This window comes from Kribbella sp. CCNWLW201 (genome assembly GCF_037203805.1).
Lineage (GTDB): Bacteria > Actinomycetota > Actinomycetes > Propionibacteriales > Kribbellaceae > Kribbella.
In genome coordinates this window covers 46,583-68,830 of the sequence record NZ_JBBCBQ010000008.1, presented here as the reverse complement: position 1 = coordinate 68,830, position 22,248 = coordinate 46,583, and the positions used below count along the sequence as shown (strand labels likewise).

The following is a 22,248-nucleotide window of genomic DNA, read 5'->3' as shown; positions in this document are numbered from 1 at the left end:
ACTCCTGATGCTGACGCAACTCTTCGAGGTGCCTTGGTCGGACTACGCACCCGCCCTGCTCGACGGACTCGGAAAGACGGTCGCGTACACGGTCGCGAGCTTCGCCGGCGCCGCGGTTCTCGGCCTCGCGCTGGCGCTGCTGCGGGTGAACCGGCACCGCGCGCTGCGGGTGCCGGCCGCCGTCTACACCGAGGTGTTCAAGAACATCCCACTCCTGGCGATCATCTTCGTCACGTACTTCGGGCTGGCGTCCGCCGGACTCAAGCTGGACGTCTTCAGCGCCGGCTGCGTGAGTCTGATCGTGTTCTACGCCGCGTACCTCTCGGAGATCTTCCGCGCCGCGATCGTCGGTGTGCACGGCGGCCAGCAGGAGGCCGCGGAGGCGCTGGGGCTCGGCCGGGTGAGCACCTTCGCGTACGTCGTTTTCCCGCAGGCACTGCGGTCGGCACTGCCCGGGACCAACACGATGCTGGTCGACCTACTGAAGTCCACGTCGTTGCTGGTCACCATCTCGGCGGCCGAACTGATGTCCGAGGGGCGGCTGATCACCTCGGCGACGTTCCGCGCGCTAGAGGTCTATCTGGTGATCGCGGCCATCTATTTCGTCCTCTGCTACCCGCTCTCCCAGGGCCTGCTCTGGCTGGAGCGCCGGATCCGGGCCGGGGTACCGCTGTCACCGAAACGGCGGCGGCGACTCAAGGCCGCTCGCGAACTCCTGGCGCAGAACGGAGCATCGGCATGACCGTTCGCGCTCTCACTGATGTCGTCGTACGGATCGAGAACCTGAGCAAGTCCTTCGACGGACGGCTGGTGCTCGACGAGGTGAGCCTGATCGTCCCGCACAAGAAGATCGTCGCGATCATCGGCCAGAGCGGCGGCGGCAAGACCACGTTGCTGCGCTGCCTCAACCTGCTCGAACGACCGGATCACGGCCTGCTGGAGGTCGCCGGCGAGACGATCTTCTCCGGCGAGGAGATGCGCTGTCGCGACCTGGCCAAGCTGCGGCAGTCCGTCGGTATGGTGTTCCAGCGTTTCAACCTGTTCCCCCACCTCACCGCGGTCGAGAACGTGATGCTCGCCCAATTGCGGGCCGGGGTTCCCGAGCACGACGCGTTGGAACGGGCGATCCAGCTCCTCCGCCGGGTCGGCCTCGCGCACCGCGGTGTCGCGTATCCGGAGCAGATGTCGGGTGGTGAGCAGCAGCGCGTGGCGATCGCCCGGGCGCTCGCGCTGCGGCCGAAGGTCCTGCTGTTCGACGAGCCCACCTCGTCACTGGACCCCGAGTCCACCGCGGAGGTACTGCGAGTGATGCGAGAGCTCGCCGACGACGGGATGACCATGGTGCTGGTGACGCACGAACTGCCATTCGCCCGTGAGGTGGCGGACTGGGTCGTCTTCGTCGACGGCGGCCGGATCGTCGAGGAAGGCGAGCCGTCCGAGGTGCTGGGCCGGCCGCGTGAGCTCCGGACGCGAACCTTCCTCGCGTCGTACGCGGCCGGGCAGTAGGCATGCGCATCATCGTGATCGGCGGTGGGGTGATCGGCCTCTGGTCCGCCTTGGAGCTCGCCCGTGCTGGGGCCGAGGTGACTGTGCTGGACGCGGGCCCGCAGGCCGGCTTCGCGTCACCGGCTGCGGCCGGGTGGGTCGTGCCGGCGCTGTCGGCTCCGTTGTCCGGTCCCGGCGTACTGATGCACTCGGCACGCCAGGCGCTCCATCGAGAAGCCCCGTTCAGCGTTGCTCCCCGACTCACTTCCGCGTTGCTGCGCTGGCTGGTCGGTTTCGTTCGCAGTGGTTCCGCTCAGCAATACACCGCGGGTCTGCGCGCCGTACTGGATCTCGGTGCCGGATGCGTGGACGACTTCGCCCGGTTGCAGAAGACGGCCGACCTGGAACTTCGTCAGACCGGGTTGCTGATGGCCGCTGTCACGCAGGCCGGTCTGGACGAGGTCGCCCAGTTGGCCGAGGCCACGACGGCGGCCGGCTACAAGGGCGGCTACGAGATCCTCGACGGCCAGGCGGCACGGTCTCGCGAACCAGCGCTGGGTTCTGCGGTGATTGGCGCCGTACACGCTGTGGATGAGGTGCAGGTGCGGCCGGAGCAGGTACTGCGTGCCTTACGCGAACAACTGTCTGAGGCCGGCGGGCGGCTCGTGATCGGTACGGCGAGCCGGCTCGGGCCTGCTGATTCGGGTTGGCGGGTCGAGACCAGCGCCGGAACCTTCACGGCCGACCGGCTCCTGGTCGCCGCGGGCGCGTGGTCGACCGAGCTGCTCGCGGTGCTCGGCGTACGGATTCCGTTGCTGGCAGCAACGGGATACAGCATCACCACTCCCGGCACCGGCCGGGCGCCGCACCTCGCGGTGAAACTGGTCGAACCGAGCATCGCGGTGACCCCCTTCGCGGACGGCGTACGCGTCGCCGCCCGCCTGGACCTCGGCCGACCAGGCGGCCCGATCGCCGAACGACGCCTCGCTACCATCCTCGACCGCACCGCGCCGTACTTCGCCGACTGGCGCCCCGGGTTGTCAACAGCAACGTTCGCAGGCATGCGCCCAGCCACCCCCGACAGCCTCCCCCTCATCGGCCCCATCCCCAACCACCCCGGCCTCTACATAGCCACCGGCCACGGCATGCTAGGCCTAACCCTGGCCCCCGGCACCGCCCGCCACGTAGTACCCCTAGTCCTGGAAAACCTCCGCCCACCCGAACTACACCCCTTCACCCCCAACCGCTACCCCCTCAACAGCCACCACCTCCGGCGGCGGCTGTCCTCCCAACCCACCAACCGCTGACACGGCCCGTGGACCGTTGGCTGGCTGCAGTTCGACAGGACGTATACGGCCACTGCCGGCGACGCACGCCCTGGGCGGACCGGTAACACGGCTCGATCGCCCGACACCTCCTGTCGAACTGCACACGTCACCCCGGAGGCACTAGTGGTGCATCCGCGCGCCCTTGAGTGCCTTGTCCACCGCGTTCTTCGGGCCGTACAAGGCGATCCCCACCAGATCCAGCTCACCGGTGCGCACCGCCTTCACCGCGGCCCGGTTGTCCCGATCATTGCCGGTGGCAAACAGTTCCTGAGTGAACACCGCGTGCTCGATCTCCCGCTTCAGCGCCCGCTCGTGCGCCGTACTCATGAACTCCTTGGACCCCTCGAACACCAACACCGGCTGCCTGAACATCGGCAGGTACTCCTGCCCGTCCGCGTCCTGATACGCCTCGCCCACCACCTCCGGGTGAGTCCCAGCAATTCCACTCACCAGAAACGCCGTCACATTGAGCCGCTGCCAGGTCGCCAGATCGTCCCGCAACAACACAGCAATCTTCGTCTCGAACCTGACCGGCTCGCTCACGTTGTCCACCTGCCCAATCTCCACCGCCCGCCCAACCCGAGGCTTGTACGTTTTAAGCCTTTCCGGATGATTGGTGCCACTCGATGCAACTTTTCTTCCGGAAAGACGCGTTGCCCAGCAGTAGCGGGGGGTGCGGCGGTGGGTGGCTGACCGCCCTCCCCGCCGACCCGGGCAATCAGTCGGCGCCAACCGCCCAAGGCGGGCAAGTAGAGCCGCCGCCGGAGGCGGTGTCCTTCGGCGGGGGCTTAGCAGTAGGGCGGGTTGGTGGTTACTGCGGTGGCTACTCGGAGGAAGAGGTTGAAGAGGCGGTAGAGGTGGAGCATGTCGGCTTCGACGGTGACGGTGCGGTCGTCTTGGCGGGTGACGCCAGGGATGGCGGTGAGGTGGGAGGTGACTGAGGCGGATTGCCAGCGGACCGTGAGGCGGCGCAAGGCGGTGGGGTCCGTCGTGATGGTGGGGAGGTTCTGCAGGGCTGTGAGGGTGGTGGACTCGATGGCTGCTTGGGCTTCGGCGACCGGGACGAGTTGGGCGGCGAAGCGGTCCTTGGCGTATTTGACCGGGACTGTGGCGACCGCTGGGTCCCAGGCGTTCATTTCGGCGCAGGCGGTGTCGTCGCCGGTCAGGACCACGACCGGTACGCCGTACGCGGCTGCGGCGGCGTGGAGGAGGCCGATCTCGCCGGTGACCTGGTCGTCGAGCCAGATGTCCTCGATCTCGTGGCCCATGAAGCTGTGGCTGAGGACGCCGAGGATGCCGGCGCGGGCGTGGTAGCCGATGCAGAGGACGGCGTCGTACTCGCTGGTGAGGCCCTCCATCATGCCCATCGGCTTCGGGCGGCCCTTGATCAGCGTGGCGCGCGGGTCGAGCAGGTCGGGGAGCAGGTTGCGCATCGGGCCGTGGGCGTCGTTCACGAGTACGGCGGTCGCGCCCGCGTCGTACGCACCCCGGACGGCCGCGTTCGTGTCCTCGGTCATCAGTAGCCGGCCGCGCTCGTAGTCCCGTCCCGGTGGCTGGACGTCCTCCGCGTCGACCAGCCCGGTGATGCCCTCCATGTCCACACTCACGTATACCTTCACGGCAGGCAGCGTATGTTCTAAGACGTGAGCGGTGGCGCCGAGGTCAGGGCGTGGCGGCCCGCGCTGAGCGGCGTCGTCGAGGTTCTGCACGCCCATTTCCCCTCGCACGCGTACCCGAGCCACACGCACGACGCCTGGACCGTGCTGATCGTGGACGAGGGCGCGGTGCAGTACGACCTCGACCACCGCGAACACGGGCTGGCTCAGGCGCAGGTGTCACTCCTGCCGCCGAACGTGCCGCACGACGGCCGATCGGTCCGGCCGGAGGGGTTCCGCAAGCGGGTGCTGTACTTGGAGCCCGATCGGCTCGGCGAAAGCGACAACCTGATCGGTGCGGCCGTCGACCAGCCCGAGTACGTCGATCCCGTCCTGAGACACCGCATTCACCAGTTGCACGGCGTACTACGAGACGGCAAGGAAGACCTGGAGGCACAGAGCAGGCTCACCCTGATCGAGGAGCGACTGCGGCAGCACCTCCGCCGCAACGTCACCGATCCACCGGACAGGCGCGATGCCGGGGTGGCGAAACGGCTGCGCGAAGTACTGGATGAGGCAGTGCCAGAAGGGATCACGCTGGACCAGGCGGCGGCGCTGGTGCATGCGCATCCGGCGCATCTGGTCCGGGCGTTCAGCCGGGAGTACGGGATGCCGCCGCATCGGTACCTGACCGGGCGACGGGTCGATCTGGCCCGGCGGTACCTGCTCGACGGGCGCCCGCCGGCCGAGGTGGCGACGCTGGCCGGCTTCTACGACCAGTCACACCTGAACCGGCACTTCCGGAAGATGCTCGGGGTCACACCGACGAGTTTTGTGAAGGGCTGACCTTCGACGCCTTGTACGCCCGGACGCCCCAGGTGCCGAGCAGGGCGGCGATGAGCAGGTTCACCACGATCAGGATCGTGTGTGCGACGTAGTACCCGGTCGGGCGGCCCTCGGTGTCGGCGAGGGCCTTGATGAAGCGCAGGTAGGTGACGACGTTCCAGACCGCGATCCCGAGCAGGACCAGCGCGTGCTTGCGTTCGAGTTTCACCTGGTCATTGTCGCAAGCGCTCGAAACGGGGCGGCCGCGCCTCACTCGGCCGCCCCGGGGCGAGGGGCGAGCTCACCCGAACGACACTTGTCCATCAGTCGGCGGACAGCAAGACATCCGAAGCTACCCACGGGTCACCTCAAGGGTTTCCCTGCAGACCCGTACCACGTTCAACCGAAAACGTCAGCCCTGCGGGCGATCGACCATCCGCAGCAGCTGGGTGCGATTGGCCACACCGAAGCGGCGGTAGAGACGGGTCAGCTGGGATTCGACCGCCTTGACGCTGAGGTAGAGGGCTGCAGCGATCTCACGGTTGGTGGAGCCGTCGCGGACCATCGAGACGATCTGTAGCTCGTTGTCGGTGAGCTCGGAGGGCTGCCGGCTGCGGCTCGGGACGTCGAGGCGGGCGAGTTCGGTCTCGGCCACCTCGCGCCAGGCCGGGGCGCCGTACGTCTCGAACTGCTCGATCGCGTCCAGGAACGCCGTCCGCGCGACCGAACGGCGGCGGGCCTGGCGGGCCACCCGGCCGCGGGTGAGTTCGCAGCGGGCCAGGTCCAGCGGGTAGACGCGGTCCCCCGCCGTACTGATCGTCTTTTCCAGCAGATCCAGCGCGGCGGCCGGGTCACCTTGTTTCGCGATCAGCAGGGCCTCCGAGCGCGCCAGACCGACCCGCACGACCTCGCGGTCCAGCGTCTCCGCGCGTGCCCGGATGTCGGCGATCAGCGCAGCCGCGTCCTCCAGGCGTCCGGCCGCGACCAGCGCCTCCGCGTAGTCCGCGTGCCAAGGAATGACGGCCGGGTCGAACGGCATCGCCGCCTCGCCCGAGTCCGCGATCGCGTCGAACGCCTCGACCGCACGCTGCGGATCTCCGGTCAGTACGCCGATCAGGCCCAGGCTCGCCAACGCCGGGCCGGTCCATTCGTCGTTCCCGACCAGGCGGACACCTTCCAGCGCCGCCTCGGCCAGCTGCCGTCCCATCGCCGCCGAACCGCCGACCCACTCCGCGCGGCTGGCGATGATCATGCCGACCTCGGCCTCTTCGCCGATGTCCTGCATCAACTGGTAGCACTCGTGACCCGCCGCGAGCGCGTCCGCGCCACGGCCGCTCCGCTCGTAGATCGCGGTCGCCGAGATGAGGACGGATGCCAGCCAGCGCATCGCACCGCCGTCGCGAACCTCGTCGACCAGCTCGCTGATCGCCTTGATCGCCTCGCCGGTCCGGCCGCGGAACAGCTCCCGCATCGCCGCCATCTGCCGCGCGTTGACCACGGTCTTGGTCAGCGGAAGGTCATGCGACAGGTCGGCGGCCTCCTGCAGCAGCGCGTCCGCGGTCTGCTCGGCGTCCCGGGCGATCTGCACCGAACTCGCCGCGCTCAGCGCGTCCACGACTGCCTCGATGTCACCGGACTCCCGAGCCAAGGCCTCGGCGACCCGAGCGTCCTCCTGCGCCTCGTCCAGACGGCGGTCGAAGTACTCACTGTGGCTGCGCATGATCCGCACCCGCGCCTCGAGCCGCTGGTCCCCGACCGCGGCCTCGAACGCCTCGGCCAGCAACTCGACCCGGCGGTCGCGATCGGGCCAGGCAGCATCCACCAGCAGCAACAGCGCGGGCACCTTGGTCTCTGGCTTCGTGGCCGCGATGACGGCGAGACGCGCCATCTCAGCCGATTCCGCGAGATGCCCGGCGGCCGCGGCGTCATCAGCGGCCCGGGTCAGGCGGCGAGCCCGCTCGTCCTGCAGGTTGATCGGCGTACGCTCCGCCGCCAACCGCCACAACGTTGCGGCGGCTCCGGGCGCGCCACGGCCGGCCGCGACCGCGGCGGCCTCCTCGATGGTGACGGCGAGCTCCGGGTTGGCCTCTTGGGTGGCGAGCGCGCGGTGCGTCGCGTTCTCGACCGGCTCGTCGACCACGGCGGCCAGCTGGGCGTGAGCCTGTCTACGGGCCGCTGAGGTCGCCTCGGCGTACACGAACTCCCTCAGCAACGGGTGGGTGAACCGCAGTCGCTCAGAGGACACGTCGATCAGCCCGAGGTCCTCCGCTTCGGCGAGTTCGGTGTCGATCGACCGCTCGAGCGACTGGGCGAGCTGAGCCGTCGTCGGACGTGGTGACGAGGCTGCGTGCAGCAGGAGCTCGTGCGTCCCGGTGGACAGGTCGGACAGGCGGTCGCCGAGCAGGGTCTTGAGCCGGCTGGACACCGGGAGCGGGTCGTTGGGCGAGACGCCTTGCGGATGCCGCAGTACTGCTCGGCCGAGCTCCAGCGCCATGAACGGGTTGCCGGCGCTGGCGGTGAAGATCCTGCGTGCCGTGCGCACCGGGAGCGGGTTGGAGAGACGCTGACGCAGCAGACCGAGTACGTCGGGCTCCGTGAGCGGCGGGACCTCCAGCTGCAGCACCGGCTCCGGGCACGCCTCTGCCATCACCGGGAGGTCGCCGTCGGCCACCTGTTCGGTGGCGAGCATGTGTACGCCGTCGGACAGCCGGCGAGCGCAGAACGTGAGTACTTCGAGGCTGGACGGGTCCACCCACTGGATGTCATCCACGACGAGCAACACGGGACCGCTCGCTGCCAGGCGGCGCAGTACATGCAGTACGGCGAGGCGCACGGCCAACTCGTCCCGGACAGTGTCTGGCGCGCTCGCCTTGAGCAGGGCGACCTCGAGGGGCTGGCGGAGGTGGTCGGGCAGGACCTGCCAGGCGAGCTCGAGCTGGTGGGAGAGGAGGTCGAGGAGCGTGACGTACGGGAGGCTGGCCTCGGACTGCGACGGGGCTGCGCTGAGCACACGGCAACCGGCCCGGGTGCGGTCCGCGACGAGCGCCCGGCCGAGCGCGGACTTGCCGATCCCGGTCGGGCCGTAGAGCAGCACGCTGCCGCTGGTCTCGAGCTGCTTCCGCGCACGCTCGACCAGCCCGGCCCGCCCGACCAGCTCGTCGTCAGTCATCGATCACGTAACTCCTCGAAGGTTTACCCTCGCCGATTATCACAGTCAACGACCATCCGACACGGCGAGTGTCACATGAGGAAACCATCCCGTCACCATCCTGTCACCCGTCGCTGCCCAGATCAGAGCAGTCTGGACGGCACGATGATGCCGGGGCACCAATGGGGCAGGCCGGTTGTCGACAATGCACGACCGAGCGGCCAGGCCCCGGTTTCCCGGGACCCGGCCGCTCGCGTTCGGTTGGTTGAAAATCAGATGGATTCGAGGTCGCGTTCGATCGCGGCCAGTTCCTCCTCGGAGCCCTGGACCTTCGGGCCGGTGAACCACTTGCGGGCGGAGACGAGCCACCAGACGCCGGCGAAGCCGAGCACGACCAGGACGGCGATCGGGGTGTAGTTGAAGGTGCTCGGGCCGACCGGGCTGACCTGGGGCAGCATGAACAGGACCGTGATGAACACCACCCAGGCGATCGCGATGATGCCAATCGGGCGGCTCCAGCGGCCCAGCGACCACGGACCAGGCTGGAAGTTGTTGCCCTGCAGCAGCCGGAGCAGCGTCGGCATCACGTAGGCGATGTAGAGGCCGATCACGGCGATCGACGTCACCGCGGCGTACGCCGTCGTGTTCCACAGATACGGCAGACCCAACAGGAACGACCCGCCCGCGGCCAGCCAGATCGCGTTCGTCGGGGTCCGGGTCTTGTGGTTGATCCGGTGCCAGAACTTCGATCCCGGCAGCGCGCCGTCGCGGGAGAATGCGTAGATCATCCGCGAGTTCGCCGTCACCGACGACATCCCGCAGAACAGCTGCGCCCCGATAACTACCAGCAGCAGGACCTTCCCCATCGTCAGCCCGACCGCGTCGATGAAGATCTGGGCCGGCGGTACGCCGGTCTCACTCTCGAGCGAACCGTCGTAGCTCTGGATCGCGAAGGTCAGGCCGATCAGCAGCACCCATCCGGCACCGAGTGACACCAGGATCGACATCACGATCCCGCGCGGACCGGACCGGGCCGCATCGTGCGTCTCCTCGGTCATGTGCGCGGAGGCGTCGTACCCGGTGAAGGTGTACTGCGCCAGCAGCAGGCCGAGCAGGGCGACGTAGAAGGTCGATCCCCAGCCGGTGTTGTTGACGAACTCGCCGAACACGAACCCGGCCGACTGGTGCTTGTCCGGCAGGATGACGAGCGCGCCGACGATGAACAGGACGCCGACGATGTGCCACCACACGCTGATGTCGTTGAGCCGCGCGACCAGCTTCACGCCGAGCGAGTTCAGCAGAGCGTGGACCAGCAGGATGATGCCGAACAACAGGATGGTGTGGCCGGGGGTCGCGCTGAACCCGAACTGCAGATCCAGGAACGCGTTCAGGAAGAAGGCCGCACCGAAGTCGATGCCCGCGGTCACCGCGACCTGACCGAGGAAGTTGAACCAGCCGGTGAACCAGGACCAGGCCGGACCATTGGACGGCGCGAGCTTGGCGGACCAGTAGTACAGACCGCCGGCGGTCGGATAGCTCGAGCACACCTCCGCCATCGCGAGGCCGACGAACAGTGTCATCAGGCCGACGATCGGCCAGCCCCAGACGATCATCACCGGGCCGCCGGTGTTCATCCCGAACCCGTACAGGGTCAGGCAGCCGGACAGGATGGAGATGATCGTGAACGACACCGCGAAGTTGGAGAAGCCGGACATCGTCCGGGACAACTCCTGCGCGTATCCCAGTTGGTGCAGGCGTTTCTCGTCCTCGCTCAGGGTCGTGGGCTCAACACTCTCGTCCTTGCTCACCGGGCCTCCTAGGGCAGCAGCGGTACGGCCTCAATGGTCTTCCCCCAGACCTTTGACCAATTGAGGCACCTACCACATGCGGTGTCAAGGGAAACTGAGAAAGGCTCTGAGCAGAGCCGCCGTGCCGGACAGATGTTCCTGCATCGCCCGGCGAGCTGCCTCCGGGTCGCTCGCCAGAATGGCGTCGACGATTTCCTCGTGCTGCTCGTTGGAGTGCTGGATATTGCGTTCCAGCAAAGGGATCGCGTCCAGCAGTTCGTTGAGCCGCATCCGGACGTCAGCGGTCGCGGAGGTCAACGACGGCGAGCCGGTGACCTCGGCGATCGCGAGATGCAAACGGGAGTCCAGGCGGCGGTAGTCCGACAACTTCGCCGCCGAGGTGTCGGCGAGGCAGCGCTGCAGGTGTTCGCGTTCGCCGGCGCTCAGCACCCTGGATGCGGCCGCCTCCGCGGCGCCGGTTTCCAAGGCAGAACGCAGTACCAGAGCATCGTCCAGGCCGTTGCCCAGCTCGCGGGCCAACCGCTTGGCCGAGGTACGTCGGGGGGCCGGGAGCTGCTCGTTGACGAACGTACCGCCGTACCGTCCGCGCCGGGACTCGACGTACCCGGCCTCGGTCAAGGCGTGGATCGCCTCGCGCAGGGTGACCCGGCTGACGTTCAGCCGGGCCGCCAGGTCGCGTTCGGACGGCAGTCGGTCACCCGGCACGACGACGCCCAGCTTGATTGCCTGCAGCAACCGCTCGACCGTTTCCTCGAACGGGTTGCCGGTCCGGACCGGCCGGAACAACGCGTCGTCTGCCTGGGCAACCATGACACCAGACTAGAGCGGCGTCACATAGGCACCTGAGATGCCGCCGTCGACCAGGAACGTGTTGGCGGTGATGAAGGAGGCGTCGTCGCTGGCCAGGAAGGCGACCGCGGCCGCGATCTCGTCTGGCTCACCGAACCGGCCCATCGGGACGTGGACCAGCCGCCGCTGCGCCCGCTCCGGGTCCTTCGCGAACAGCTCGGTCAGCAGCGGCGTGTTCACCGGCCCCGGGCAGAGCGCGTTGACCCGGATCCCCTGCCGGGCGAACTCGACGCCGAGCTCACGGCTCATCGCCAGCACGCCGCCCTTCGACGCGGAGTACGAGATCTGCGAGGTGGCCGCGCCCATCACCGCGACGAACGACGCGGTGTTGATGATCGAGCCCTTGCCCTGTCGCTGCATGTAAGGGATGGCCGCCTTGCAGCACAGGTACACCGAGGTCAGGTTGACCTCCTGCACCTTGCGCCACGCCTCCAGGCCGGTGTCCAGGATCGACGCGTCGTCGGGCGGCGAGATCCCCGCGTTGTTGAAGGCGATGTCGATACTGCCGTAGGTGTCGAAGGCCTGCTTGAACAGGTTCTCCACGGCGACTGCGTCGGTGACATCGGTCGCCACGAACAGCCCACCGACCTCGTCCGCGGCGGCCTTGCCGGCAGCGGGGTCGAGATCGCCGATGACGACACGCGCGCCCTCCGCAGCCAGCCGCCGTACCGTGGCCAGGCCGATTCCGCTCGCGCCGCCGGTCACCACCGCGACCCGGCCCTCGAGCCGGCTCGCCTTGACGTCAGTCATTCAGTCCTCCGTGCTGATGAAGATGTTCTTGGTCTCGGTGAACGCGTCCAGCGCGTCCGGGCCGAGCTCGCGGCCGAGCCCGGACTGCTTGTAACCGCCGAACGGGGTCGAGTACCGGACGGACGAGTTCGAGTTGACCGACAGGTTGCCCGCCTCGACCCCGCGGCCGACCCGCAGCGCCCGGCCGACGTCCCGGGTCCAGATCGACCCGGACAGCCCGTACTCGCTGTCGTTCGCGATCCGCAGCGCGTCCGCCTCGTCCTCGAACGGCAGCACCGCGACGACCGGCCCGAAGATCTCCTCCCGGACCGCGCGGTCACTCGGTGGCGCGAGCACAGTCGGCGGGAACCAGAACCCGGGTCCGGTCGGCGCCGTCCCTTGGATCACAGGATTGTCGACAAAAGACGCCACCTGCTCGAGCTGACCTCTGGAGATCAGGGGACCCATCTCGGTCTCTGGATCACTGGGATCGCCGACCCGGAAGTTCTGCACCGCCGGCTCCAGCAACTCCATGAACCGGTCGTACGCCGACCGCTCGACCAGGATCCGCGACCGCGCGCAGCAGTCCTGCCCCGCGTTGTCGAACACGCCGTACGGCGCCTGGGCCGCGGCCTTCTCCAGATCCGCGTCGGCGAAGACGATGTTGGCCGACTTCCCGCCGAGCTCGAGCGTCACCCGCTTCACCTGCTCGGCACACCCGGCCATGATCTGCTTGCCGACCGCCGTCGACCCGGTGAAGACCACCTTACGTACGGCGGGATGCGTGACGAACCGCTGTCCGACAACGGAACCCTTGCCGGCGACAACCTCGAACACACCGGGCGGCAAGCCGGCCTCCAAGGCCAACTCCCCGAGCCGGAGCGCGGTCAACGGCGTCAGCTCAGCCGGCTTCAGTACGACGGTGTTGCCGGCCGCCAGCGCGGGAGCGAATCCCCAGCCGGCGATGGGCATCGGGAAGTTCCACGGCACGATCACGCCGACCACGCCGAGCGGTTCCTGGAAGGTCACATCGATGCCACCGGCAACGGGAATCTGCTTGCCGAACAAGCGTTCCGGGGCAGCCGAGTAGTAGGTCAGGACGTCGCGGACGTTGCCCGCCTCCCAGCGGGCGTTGCCGATCGTGTGGCCGGCGTTCTCGACTTCCAGCGCGGCGAGGTTCTCGAGGTCGGCGTCGACCGCCTCGGCGAACCGGCGCAGCAATCGGCCGCGATCGGCCGGCGTCACGTTTCGCCAGGTGTCGAAGGCCTCGGCGGCCCGGGCGATCGCGGCGTCCGCGTCCTGCTCGGTGGCCAGCGAGATCGTCCGGACGACCTTCTCGGTGGCCGGGTTGATCACGTCGTACGTCATGAAATGCTCCTGGATGCAGCGATCAATGCGGTGAAGAGCCGCAGGTCGTCGGGGTTCTCCTCCGGGTGCCACTGCACGCCGAGGGCGAAGTCGTGGCCGTCCACCTCGGCCGCCTCCACGGTCCCGTCCCCGGCGCGGGCCGTGACGGTCAGACCGGGTGCGACCACATCGAGCGCCTGGTGGTGGTAGCACCGCACGCTGGTCCGGTCGCCGAACAGCCGCGCGGTGAGCGTGCCCGGCTCGACCTTCACCTCCGTGGTGCCGAAGATCGCCGGCGACGGCCGGTGCTCGTCATGCGCGACCACGTCCGGCAGGTGCTGCTGCAACGTCCCGCCGAGCGTGACGTTGAGCATCTGCAGACCGCGGCAGATCGCGAGCAACGGCAGATCCCGGTCGAGCGCCGCCTGGATCAGCGTCTTCTCGTGCTCGTCCCGGACAGGCCTCGTGTCGACCGTCTCCGGATGCGGTGTGGCGTCGTACGTCGACGGATCGACGTCGCACCCGCCCGCGACGATCAGGCCGTCCAGTACGTCGAGCACGGTCGGATCCGTGCCAACCGGCGGCAGCAGTAGCGGCACCCCTCCGGCCGCGACCACCGCATCCAGATAGACGCGCGGCAGCAGCGCGGCGTCACGCTCCCAGACACCCCAGACCGTTGGCTCGAGGTACGTCGTCAGGCCGATCCTGGGCTTAGAGGCGCTCGAAACCACGGACCCGCTCCCAGTCGGTGACGGCGGCGTCGTACGCATCGAGCTCGACCCGGGCGGCGTTGGCGTAGTGGTCGACCATCTCGTCGCCGAACGCCTCGCGGGCGATCGTCGAGCCGGTGAACAGCGCGGCCGCCTCGCGCAGCGTGGTCGGCACGTGCTGCTTGTCGGACTCGTACGCGTTGCCCTCCAGCAGGGGCTCGAGCTCCAACTGGTTCTCTATGCCGTAGAGGCCGGAGGCAATGATCGCGGCGACGCCGAGGTACGGGTTCACGTCGCCGCCGGGGAGGCGGTTCTCCACCCGCAGCGACTCACCGTGGCCGACGACGCGGAGCGAGCAGGTGCGGTTGTCCAGGCCCCACGCGACCGCGGTCGGCGCGAAGCTGCCCTTGCTGAACCGCTTGTAGGAGTTGATGTTCGGCGCCAGCAGGTAGGTGAAGTCGGGCAGGCAGGCGAGCTGACCGGCGATGAAGTACTCCATCAACTGGGAGAACCCGTGATCGCGATCACCGGCCAGGACTGCAGCGCCTTCGGTGGACCGGAAGCTCAGGTGGATGTGACAGGAGTTGCCCTCGCGCTCGTCGTACTTGGCCATGAAGGTCAGGGCCTTGCCGTGCTTGGCGGCGATCTCCTTCGCACCCGTCTTGTAGATCGAGTGGTTGTCACAGGTGACCAGGGCCTCGTCGTACCGGAAGGCGATCTCGTGCTGTCCGAGGTTGCACTCGCCCTTGGCCGACTCGACGTACAGGCCGGCGCCGGTCATCCCGTTGCGGATGTCGCGCAGCAGCGGCTCGATCCGCGCGGTGCCGAGCAGCGAGTAGTCGACGTTGTACTGGTTCGCCGGAGTGAGGTCGCGGTAGCGCTTGTCCCAGGCGGACTCGTAGGTGTCGTCGAAGACGATGAACTCCAGCTCGGTGCCGACGTACGCCTTCATGCCGTGGTCGGCCAGCCGCTTCAGCTGCGCCCGCAGGACCTGCCGCGGTGACGCGACCACCGGGGTCCCGTCGAGCCATTCCACGTCGCACAGCACCATCGCCGTACCTTCGAGCCACGGGATCAGCCGGAGCGTGTCCAGGTCGGGCGCCATCACCAGGTCGCCGTACCCGCGATCCCAGGACGACATGGCGTACCCGTCGACGGTGTTCATGTCGACATCCACCGCGAGCAGGTAGTTGCACCCCTCGGTCCCGTGCTTGAGCACCTCCTCGACGAAGTACCGGCCGCCGCACCGCTTCCCCTGCAACCGCCCCTGCATGTCCGTGATCGCGACCAGCACGGTGTCGACCTGCCCTCGAGCCACCAGATCCCGCAGCTCCTGCACACTCAACGTCCCGCTACCAGCAGCCACGGCCACTCCAGAGTTTATTGGTCTATTCCCAGTCCATTGACTCAAAGCCTAGCCGCCCGTGTCAACGTCCGGCGTGGTGGTGCCGTGGCACTCAATGGTCAGGAGATGGGTTTGCAGTTGGCGGGATCGTGCGGAAAATCGGGGGATTCGGCCGCACCGCCCAAGCGGCCCGATCACGGAGGACGCACCCATGCGATCTTTCATCACCCGTCCCCGCGCCCTGGCCGTCCTGCTGGCTGGTACGGCGCTCACCTTCAGTCCGCTCGGTGGTCAGGCGACAGCGAAGTTGCCGGCCGATCAGCTGAACAACCCGTGTCTCACCCCCGCTGAGGGACCTGCCGCCCGCGGTGGCCACGGTGCGGACCACCGGGAGCTGTCGGCGGCCGAGCAGAAGGCGATCGACGCGAAGACGGCGCAGATCCTGAAGGCGAAGGCCGCCCGTGGACTCACGCCGCAGGCCGGTACCCTCGCCTCCGCCAGTGTGCCGGTGTACATCCACGTGATGCGCAGCAGCTCCGGCGCCGGCGACGTGACAAACACCCAGATCTCGCAGCAGATCGCCGAGCTGAACCAGAACTTCGCCGGCGGTGAGTCGTCCCAGGCGGCGAACACCGGCTTCAGCTTCTACCTGGCCGGCACCTACCGCTACAACAACAGCACCTGGCACCGCGACGGTCAGAGTACGACGTACCGCGCGCAGACCCGCAAGGGCGGCAAGAACGCGCTGAACATCTGGCTGGTCAACTTCTCCTACCTCGGCATCGCCACGTTCCCGTGGGACTACGCGAGCAACCCGTCGATCGACGGCATCCGGGTGCAGTACAGCTCACTGCCGGGTGGTTCGTCGACGAACTTCAACCTCGGCAAGACCGCGACCCACGAGGCCGGCCACTGGTTCGGGCTTTACCACACGTTCCAGGGTGGCTGCACGACCACGAACGACTCCGTGTCCGACACGCCCGCCCAGGGCAGTGCCAGCAGCGGCTGCCCGACCGGTCGCGACTCCTGCTCGCTATCCGGTCTGGACCCCATCCACAACTACATGGATTACTCCTACGACTCCTGCTACAACCAGTTCACTCCCGGCCAGAGCACCCGCATCAGCAACATGTGGACTGCCTACCGGGCATGAGACCCGCCTGTGACATTGACACCCCAGGCCGTCTAGAGTGCGGCCGATGCGTGTGCTTCTGACAGCAGCCGCTACCACCGCACTGGTGATCAGCGGCCCGCTGACAGCAACCGCCGCCGACCAGGGCCCACAAGGCCCGGTCGGCGGCGACCTGCTGACCACGAAGCCGACGGTGGTCGCCGACGGGGCGACGCCGCCGGCGGTCCAGGCATCCGCGTACGTCGTCGCCGATCTCGACACCGGCGAGGTACTGGCCGCGAAGGCACCGCACGCCAAGCTGCGGCCTGCCAGCACGCTCAAGACCCTCACAGCGCTGGTCCTGCTGCCGCGACTCAAGAAGAGCGACGTGGTCGTTGGCACCGATTCCGACGCGGGCATCGAGGGCAGCAAGGTCGGTGTGTACCCCGGCCTGCGGTACACCGTGGACCTGCTGTTCCAGGGCATGTTCCTGGCGTCCGGCAACGACGCGGTGCACGCGCTGTGCGTCCACGACCAGGGCGGCGTCAAAGGAACGATCCAGCGGATGAACCAGAAGGCCAAGGAGATCGGCGCGCTCGACACGACCGTGACCGACCCGACCGGCCTCGACGCCGACGGGCAGTACTCCAGCGCCTACGACCTGGCCCTGTTCGCCCGGGCAGGCCTGGCCCGGCCCGACTTCGCCAAGTACGCGTCGACGAAGTTCACGGCCTTCCCGAATGCCGGCAACAAGGGCACGTACCAGGTCGCGAACCAGAACAAGATGCTGTTCAGCTACGACGGCGCACTGGGCGTCAAGACCGGCTACACGACACTGGCTCGCAACACGTTCATCGGAGCGGCCCGCCGCAACGGCCACACGCTGGCGGTGACGCTGATGAACGCACCGCACGGCATCACCGAGGACGCGACCAACCTGCTCAGCTGGACGTTCAAGAACTACGACCAGCTCAAGCCGGTCGGCACCCTGGTCAAGCCCGCCGCCGCGCCGAAGGCACCGGCCGGGCCCACGGAGAAGAAGAAGGACTCCGGTACGGCGCAGCCGCCCCGAAGCCGCACAGTCCTCAACCCCGGCCAGGCCGTCCAGTCACTGGCACTCCGCGTCCCGGCCTGGGCCTATGCGGGACCACCGGTCCTACTCCTCGGACTGTTCCTCCGACGGCCACGAGCGCTCAGAAGACGCCGTCACTAACGCCGGACAGCGCGGGCGGCCTTAGCCAGCTGCAGGGCCAGGGCGCTAGCCGTGACGCCGAGCAACGCACCTGCAGCCACCGCAACTGTGTCCGCCTTCTTCTGCGGCACCGGCACGACCTTGTACCGCTTACCAGGCGGCCCAGGCAGCAACGGCTCCACAAGAGGTTCAGGCGATGGTGGCTCTGCTGCTGCTTCCTCGCTTGCCCGGGCGTCGAGCGTGGCCTCTTTTGCCCAGGCGGCGATGAGCATGATGGCGCGCGTCATCAGGAAGATCCACACCAGCAGCGCCAGCGGCAAGGCCAGTGCGCCATACGCGGCGTTGGTGCCGATGACGTGGTCCACATAGACGTTGCCGAGCTTCTGCGCCAGGTAGTACAGAATCCCGCCGGCCAGCGCGGCGATCAGCGCGACCTTGCGCGGCAGGATGATCCGCGGCAACACGGTCTGGAGGTACAGGAACAGTACGGCGCCCGCGCCGATGCCGACCACCACGCTGCAGGACTCGATGCCCCAGCTCGCCAGCCAACTCCCCTCCAGGTCGGCCCAGTCGACGATGCGCTCCGACAGCCCGGCCAGGATCGACGCGGCACCGGTGGCGATCAGGCCGACCACGCCGAGACCGACCAGCGCACCGAGATCGGTGAGCTTGAGCAGGACCGTGTTCCCGGGCTCGTCATCCAGTTCATGCATCGACCGGATCGAGGCGCGCAGCGAGTCGATCCAGCCGAGCCCGGTGAACAATAGCGAAACCCCCGCGATCAGCCCGATGGTGCCGGAGTGGGCGACCAGCGAGTCGATGTCGATCCGCTCGCCGATCACGGGCAGGTTCTGCTCCAGTGACTCCTTCAGCGTCTCGATCGCGTCCTCGCCCAGCAGCGAACCGACGACCGCCGCGGCCAGCACGATCAGCGGGAACAGGGACAGGAACCCGAAGAAGGTCGTTGCCCCTGCCAACCGGTTGCCGCGCCGGTCGCCGTACCGCTTCCAGGCGCGCCAGAGCTGCGTCTTCGTGAACCGGCTCCACGCTGCCTTCATCCGCATACCGCTCCTGTACCCGTGAGTGCCGGAGCTAGCCTGCCAGCGGGAACGACCGCTGGGGCCGCCACACGCCGTCGGCACCGTGTTCGTAACGACCGAAGGCGTCGACGTCGAAGGCGCAGTCGTACTCCGACAGGGCGTCGTACGCGAAGTCCAGCGCCTCCTTGTCCAGGTCGTGCGCCACTGTCACGTGCGGGTGGTACGGGAACCGCAGCTCCACCTGCAGCGGGCCGGACCGGACCTGCGACTGCAGCACCTCGCACGACGAGATGCCCTCGGCCAGCGGTACGAACACCACCGGGGAGATCGGCCGGAACGTCGCCGTACCGCGGAGCCGGATCCGGAAGCTCGGGAACCGTGCCGCCACCTCGAGCAGGTGGTCGTCGATCACGCCCAGGTCGGCGTCGGCCACCTCGGTCGGCGGCAGCAGGGTCACGTGGGTGGGGATCGACGAGGCCATCGGATCACCGAACTCGGCCCGGTACTTCTGCAACTCCGAGCCATAGGGTTCCGCGATCGGGATCGCGACACCGATCGTCGCCATCCGGGGCCCTACCGGCCCGATCCGAGGGCCGGCCCGGGGACGAATCCCAGCCGGTCGAAGACCCGCTGCAGGGTCGGCTCGGTGACCGCCCGGGCGCGCTCCGCGCCGGCGGCCAGGATCGCGTCCAGCTGGGCCTTGTCGTCCAGGTAGCCGAGCGTCTTCTCCCGGAACGGGGTGACGAACTCGACCACGACCTCGGCCAAGTCCTTCTTGAAGTCGCCGTACCCGCGACCGGCGTACTCGTCCTCGAGCTCGCTGATCTTGCGGCCGGTCAGGGCCGAGTAGATGGTCAGCAGGTTGGCCACGCCGGCCTTGTTCTCCGGGTCGAAGATCACGTCGCGGCCGGAGTCGGTGACCGCGGAGCGGATCTTCTTCGCGCTCACCTTCGGGTCGTCCAGCAGGTCGATGATGCCGGCCGGCGAGGAGCCCGACTTGCTCATCTTCGCGGTCGGGTCCTGCAGGTCCGCGATCTTCGCGGTCTCCTTGACGATGTACGCCTCGGGCAGCCGGAAGGTCTTGCCGAACCGGTGGTTGAACCGCCCGGCCAGGTCGCGGGTCAGCTCCAGGTGCTGGCGCTGGTCCTCACCCACCGGGACCCGGTCGGCCTGGTAGATCAGGATGTCCGCGGCCTGCAGGATCGGGTAGGTGAACAGGCCGACGGTGGCCCGCTCGGCGCCGCCCTTGGCCGACTTGTCCTTGAACTGCGTCATCCGGCTGGCCTCGCCGAACCCGGTCAGGCAGCCGAGCACCCAGCCCAGCTGGGCGTGCTCGGGCACGTGTGACTGGACGAACAGGGTCGACCGCTCCGGGTCGATCCCGGCGGCCAGCAGCTGCGCCACCGAGCGGCGGGTCCGCTCCCGCAGTTGCTTCGGGTCGTACTCCACGGTGATCGCGTGCAGGTCGACCACGCAGTAGAACGCGTCATGGTCGTCCTGCAGGGCCACCCACTGACGCAACGCACCGAGGTAGTTGCCGAAGTGGAAGGAGTCCGCCGTCGGCTGGATCCCGGACAGCACCCGAGGGCGACGCTGGGAACCGGCTGCGGAGGGGTCAGGCGCAGCTACAGACATGCCCCCGATTCTGCCAGCGCCCCAGCTCCAACCCACACCGGGGCGGGTCCGCCACCCCCATAAACCTCGCTAGGTCACCAGGACCAGCCTCGGGACGCCAGTTCTTGCTCCTCGTGCCAGCGTTTTTCTTCGCCTCGTTGCAGGTCGGCCTCGGTGGGTACGCCGGCCAGGCGGCAGGCCTCGTCGAGGAGGTCGTCGTACGCCGCCTCGAGGGCCATCAGCCGATGGGCTTTGGCGTAGATCCGCGGCGTCTCCTCGACCACGCGGATCTTCCCGGCGAGGTGACCGAGCCTGGTCTGCAACCGCAGTGTGTCGAACGGATCGGGCTCGGGGACAGTGTGCCGACGCAGCCGCCTGGTCAGCCACCCCGCCCGCGCCTGCACCCGCCGGCGCCAACGCGACGGCGGCGGCTGCGGCAGCACCAGATTGAGCAGCACGCACAACACCAAGAACAGGAGCAGAAGAGCCAACCACTCCATCAACCTCACCACCCTCTTCCGAGGTTACGACGGCTTTTTGCCGACGGCGAGGCCTTTTTTTCCCAGGTCAGGCGTTGGTGGCCGGGTCCCCGTCGACCAAGCCGAAGTCGGTCAGCAGCCGCGACCGCGGGTCCTGGGTGCCGTAGATGAAGTAGCCCTGCCACGGCGTCGCCATCAGCGCCTGCTGGCCTTTGAACTCGGGGTGCTCATCGCGCACGGTCCCGACCGTGCGGGCCACGTCCTGCCAGGCCACGCCGTAACCTAAACCCAATCTCAGTCCCGGTGGTACTTCGTGACCGCTTTGTCCTGCTTGACCTTGTCGGCGGCGGACTGGATCCTGGCGGTCCACTCCGAGAGTTGGAGACCGCCGGCCAGGAACTGACCGGTCGCCACGGCCGCGGTCGTCGCGAAGTCCGGATACCAGTCGGCGAAGTACCAGGTGACGACCTGATCACCCGCAGCCGTCAACAGGTCACGGGCCGAACGGAGCGCCGTACTGATCTCCAGGCCGTCGGCCGCGCCGCGGACGATGGTGAGCTGGTTGGACTCCTGGGTGACCTGGGTGGCGACGTCCTTGGACAGCATCGCCCGGAGGTACTCGTATCCGCCGGCCTTGTTCTTCGCCTTCTCCGGCACCAGGTACGGCGCGGTCGCCGCGACATGCAGGCCACGGGCGAGCGCGGACGACCCGTCGAGCGGTGGGACGCCGATCATGGTCAGCCCGAAGGTCGGCGGGATCAGCGGTTTCATCTCGTTCTCGAGCCAGTTTCCGCACGGCAGCAGGCCGGCCTTCCCGGCGAGGAGGCGTTTCTGTGAAGCGATGTGATCGAGGTCGGCGGTCCCCGGCGCGACCAGCCCGCGTTTGCCGAGCTCGCCGACCGCGGTGATCGCGCGGGTGACGCTCTCGTCCTTCCAGGCGCCGTCCTCGAGGTTGTCGATCCGCTTCACCACGTCGTGGCCGCCGGTCTTCGCGGCCAGGGTGAGCACCATCTCGAGCAGGTAGTACGGGTGCGTACCGGCGTACCCGAAGGGCCCGAGTCCGGCCGCCTTCATCTCGGTGCCGAGGGCAAGCAGTTCCGGCCAGGTGCGCGGGATGTCCCAGCCGAACCGCTGGAACAGCGCGGCCGAGTACCACAGGCCGTACACGGTCGCGACATAGTTCACCGTCCGCTGCGACCCGTCGTACCGCCCGGCGTCGAGCATCCCCGGCAGTACGGCGTCCTGCACCGTCGCGTCGGCGTTGTCCCAGGCCGGAGCCGTCAGCAGCGCCCGCAGATCCGCCAGTTGCCCCTGTCCCACCAACCGCCCGAGCTCGAGCCGCCCGTCGCCGGAGTTCAGCACCACATCCGGCGGATTCCCGGCCGCGAACCGCGGCAGCGCCAGATCCCGGAGCTTGTCCGAAACGGTCGCGGTCACGTTCACCGCCGGATACTTCTTCCGGTACGACGCCGCACCGAACCCGCCGTACTCCTCGCCGGCCAGCACCTCGACCGGCGTATCGGAGGCCACCCGGAACGGATTCGCCGGATCCACCGTCGGCGCTGTCGTACCCGACGAACAGCTGCTCAGGAGGGCGCCCGCGAGCGCCCCCTGCAGCACAGTCCGACGTTTCAGCACCCCGG

The 22,248-nt window shown here is 68.3% G+C and carries 22 protein-coding genes; 6 read left to right on the top strand and 16 right to left on the bottom strand.

Annotated features, from left to right (window positions below):
* The first annotated feature begins 7 nt into the window (after positions 1–7).
* From V9K99_RS28745 to V9K99_RS28735, 3 genes are read left to right on the top strand one after another with little or no spacing between them, the layout of a single operon-like run.
* On the top strand, positions 8–742 hold the full coding sequence (locus V9K99_RS28745) for an amino acid ABC transporter permease (RefSeq protein WP_337011712.1): 735 nt from the start codon (positions 8–10) through the stop codon (positions 740–742).
* A complete protein-coding gene (locus tag V9K99_RS28740; protein WP_337011713.1) occupies positions 739–1,506 on the top strand; it encodes an amino acid ABC transporter ATP-binding protein in 768 nt (255 codons plus the stop codon). The genes V9K99_RS28745 and V9K99_RS28740 overlap by 4 nt, the downstream gene beginning before the upstream one ends.
* Before the next feature lie 2 nt (positions 1,507–1,508).
* The gene (locus V9K99_RS28735) at positions 1,509–2,792 is read left to right on the top strand and encodes an NAD(P)/FAD-dependent oxidoreductase (RefSeq protein ID WP_337011715.1); all 1,284 of its coding nucleotides are present in this window, start codon (positions 1,509–1,511) and stop codon (positions 2,790–2,792) included.
* A gap of 141 nt (positions 2,793–2,933) precedes the next feature.
* On the opposite strand, the gene V9K99_RS28730 is transcribed toward V9K99_RS28735, so the two are convergent.
* Positions 2,934–3,356, bottom strand: coding sequence for a DUF2000 domain-containing protein (locus V9K99_RS28730; RefSeq protein WP_337011717.1), 423 nt, complete (start codon positions 3,354–3,356; stop codon positions 2,934–2,936).
* 245 nt (positions 3,357–3,601) lie between these two features.
* Entirely contained in the window at positions 3,602–4,432 is an 831-nt protein-coding gene (locus tag V9K99_RS28725; protein WP_337011719.1) for a M55 family metallopeptidase, read from the bottom strand.
* 24 nt (positions 4,433–4,456) lie between these two features.
* On the opposite strand from V9K99_RS28725, the gene V9K99_RS28720 reads away from it, so the two are divergent.
* Positions 4,457–5,254 (top strand): helix-turn-helix transcriptional regulator, encoded by a 798-nt coding sequence (locus tag V9K99_RS28720; RefSeq protein ID WP_337011721.1) that lies wholly within the window; start codon positions 4,457–4,459, stop codon positions 5,252–5,254.
* Here V9K99_RS28720 and V9K99_RS28715 read toward each other — a convergent pair.
* The 8 genes from V9K99_RS28715 to V9K99_RS28680 all read right to left on the bottom strand — a co-directional run bounded on the left by V9K99_RS28715 (position 5,226) and on the right by V9K99_RS28680 (position 15,190).
* A complete protein-coding gene (locus V9K99_RS28715; protein WP_337011723.1) occupies positions 5,226–5,462 on the bottom strand; it encodes an SCO4848 family membrane protein in 237 nt (78 codons plus the stop codon). The genes V9K99_RS28720 and V9K99_RS28715 overlap by 29 nt on opposite strands.
* 183 nt (positions 5,463–5,645) lie before the next feature.
* Positions 5,646–8,402 carry a helix-turn-helix transcriptional regulator gene (locus tag V9K99_RS28710; RefSeq protein WP_337011725.1) on the bottom strand — a complete coding sequence of 919 codons (2,757 nt, stop codon included), beginning with the start codon at positions 8,400–8,402 and terminating at the stop codon, positions 5,646–5,648.
* 251 nt (positions 8,403–8,653) lie between these two features.
* On the bottom strand, positions 8,654–10,189 hold the full coding sequence (locus V9K99_RS28705; protein WP_337011727.1) for an amino acid permease: 1,536 nt from the start codon (positions 10,187–10,189) through the stop codon (positions 8,654–8,656).
* A gap of 84 nt (positions 10,190–10,273) precedes the next feature.
* On the bottom strand, positions 10,274–10,999 hold the full coding sequence (locus V9K99_RS28700) for a FadR/GntR family transcriptional regulator (protein WP_337011729.1): 726 nt from the start codon (positions 10,997–10,999) through the stop codon (positions 10,274–10,276).
* Between the two features lie 9 nt (positions 11,000–11,008).
* On the bottom strand, positions 11,009–11,788 hold the full coding sequence (locus V9K99_RS28695) for a 3-oxoacyl-ACP reductase (protein ID WP_337011731.1): 780 nt from the start codon (positions 11,786–11,788) through the stop codon (positions 11,009–11,011).
* Positions 11,789–13,135, bottom strand: coding sequence for an aldehyde dehydrogenase family protein (locus V9K99_RS28690; RefSeq protein ID WP_337011733.1), 1,347 nt, complete (start codon positions 13,133–13,135; stop codon positions 11,789–11,791).
* Positions 13,132–13,845: a gamma-glutamyl-gamma-aminobutyrate hydrolase family protein gene (locus V9K99_RS28685; protein ID WP_337011735.1), complete on the bottom strand. Its 714-nt coding sequence runs from the start codon at positions 13,843–13,845 to the stop codon at positions 13,132–13,134. Before V9K99_RS28685 ends, V9K99_RS28690 begins: the two co-directional genes overlap by 4 nt.
* Positions 13,826–15,190: a glutamine synthetase family protein gene (locus V9K99_RS28680; RefSeq protein ID WP_337011737.1), complete on the bottom strand. Its 1,365-nt coding sequence runs from the start codon at positions 15,188–15,190 to the stop codon at positions 13,826–13,828. Before V9K99_RS28680 ends, V9K99_RS28685 begins: the two co-directional genes overlap by 20 nt.
* Positions 15,191–15,380: 190 nt before the next feature.
* Here V9K99_RS28680 and V9K99_RS28675 point away from each other — a divergent pair, with 190 nt between their 5' ends.
* Together V9K99_RS28675 and V9K99_RS28670 are read left to right on the top strand one after the other, a co-directional pair.
* Positions 15,381–16,322 (top strand): zinc metalloprotease, encoded by a 942-nt coding sequence (locus tag V9K99_RS28675; RefSeq protein WP_337011739.1) that lies wholly within the window; start codon positions 15,381–15,383, stop codon positions 16,320–16,322.
* 46 nt (positions 16,323–16,368) lie between these two features.
* Positions 16,369–17,493 carry a D-alanyl-D-alanine carboxypeptidase family protein gene (locus V9K99_RS28670; protein ID WP_337011741.1) on the top strand — a complete coding sequence of 375 codons (1,125 nt, stop codon included), beginning with the start codon at positions 16,369–16,371 and terminating at the stop codon, positions 17,491–17,493.
* On the opposite strand, the gene V9K99_RS28665 is transcribed toward V9K99_RS28670, so the two are convergent.
* The 6 genes from V9K99_RS28665 to ngcE all read right to left on the bottom strand — a co-directional run bounded on the left by V9K99_RS28665 (position 17,490) and on the right by ngcE (position 22,243).
* Positions 17,490–18,536: a YihY/virulence factor BrkB family protein gene (locus tag V9K99_RS28665; RefSeq protein ID WP_337011743.1), complete on the bottom strand. Its 1,047-nt coding sequence runs from the start codon at positions 18,534–18,536 to the stop codon at positions 17,490–17,492. The genes V9K99_RS28670 and V9K99_RS28665 overlap by 4 nt on opposite strands.
* A 28-nt stretch (positions 18,537–18,564) precedes the next feature.
* Complete coding sequence (locus V9K99_RS28660) at positions 18,565–19,077, bottom strand: 2'-5' RNA ligase family protein (protein WP_337011745.1); 513 nt, start codon at positions 19,075–19,077, stop codon at positions 18,565–18,567.
* Between the two features lie 8 nt (positions 19,078–19,085).
* Positions 19,086–20,147 carry a tryptophan--tRNA ligase gene (trpS, locus tag V9K99_RS28655; protein WP_337011747.1) on the bottom strand — a complete coding sequence of 354 codons (1,062 nt, stop codon included), beginning with the start codon at positions 20,145–20,147 and terminating at the stop codon, positions 19,086–19,088.
* Positions 20,148–20,221: 74 nt separating this feature from the next.
* Positions 20,222–20,626 (bottom strand): hypothetical protein, encoded by a 405-nt coding sequence (locus V9K99_RS28650; RefSeq protein ID WP_337011749.1) that lies wholly within the window; start codon positions 20,624–20,626, stop codon positions 20,222–20,224.
* A 67-nt stretch (positions 20,627–20,693) separates the two neighbouring features.
* Entirely contained in the window at positions 20,694–20,879 is a 186-nt protein-coding gene (locus V9K99_RS28645) for a hypothetical protein (protein WP_337011751.1), read from the bottom strand.
* A 20-nt stretch (positions 20,880–20,899) separates the two neighbouring features.
* Positions 20,900–22,243: an N-acetylglucosamine/diacetylchitobiose ABC transporter substrate-binding protein gene (ngcE, locus tag V9K99_RS28640; RefSeq protein WP_337011753.1), complete on the bottom strand. Its 1,344-nt coding sequence runs from the start codon at positions 22,241–22,243 to the stop codon at positions 20,900–20,902.
* Between the last annotated feature and the right edge of the window lie 5 nt (positions 22,244–22,248).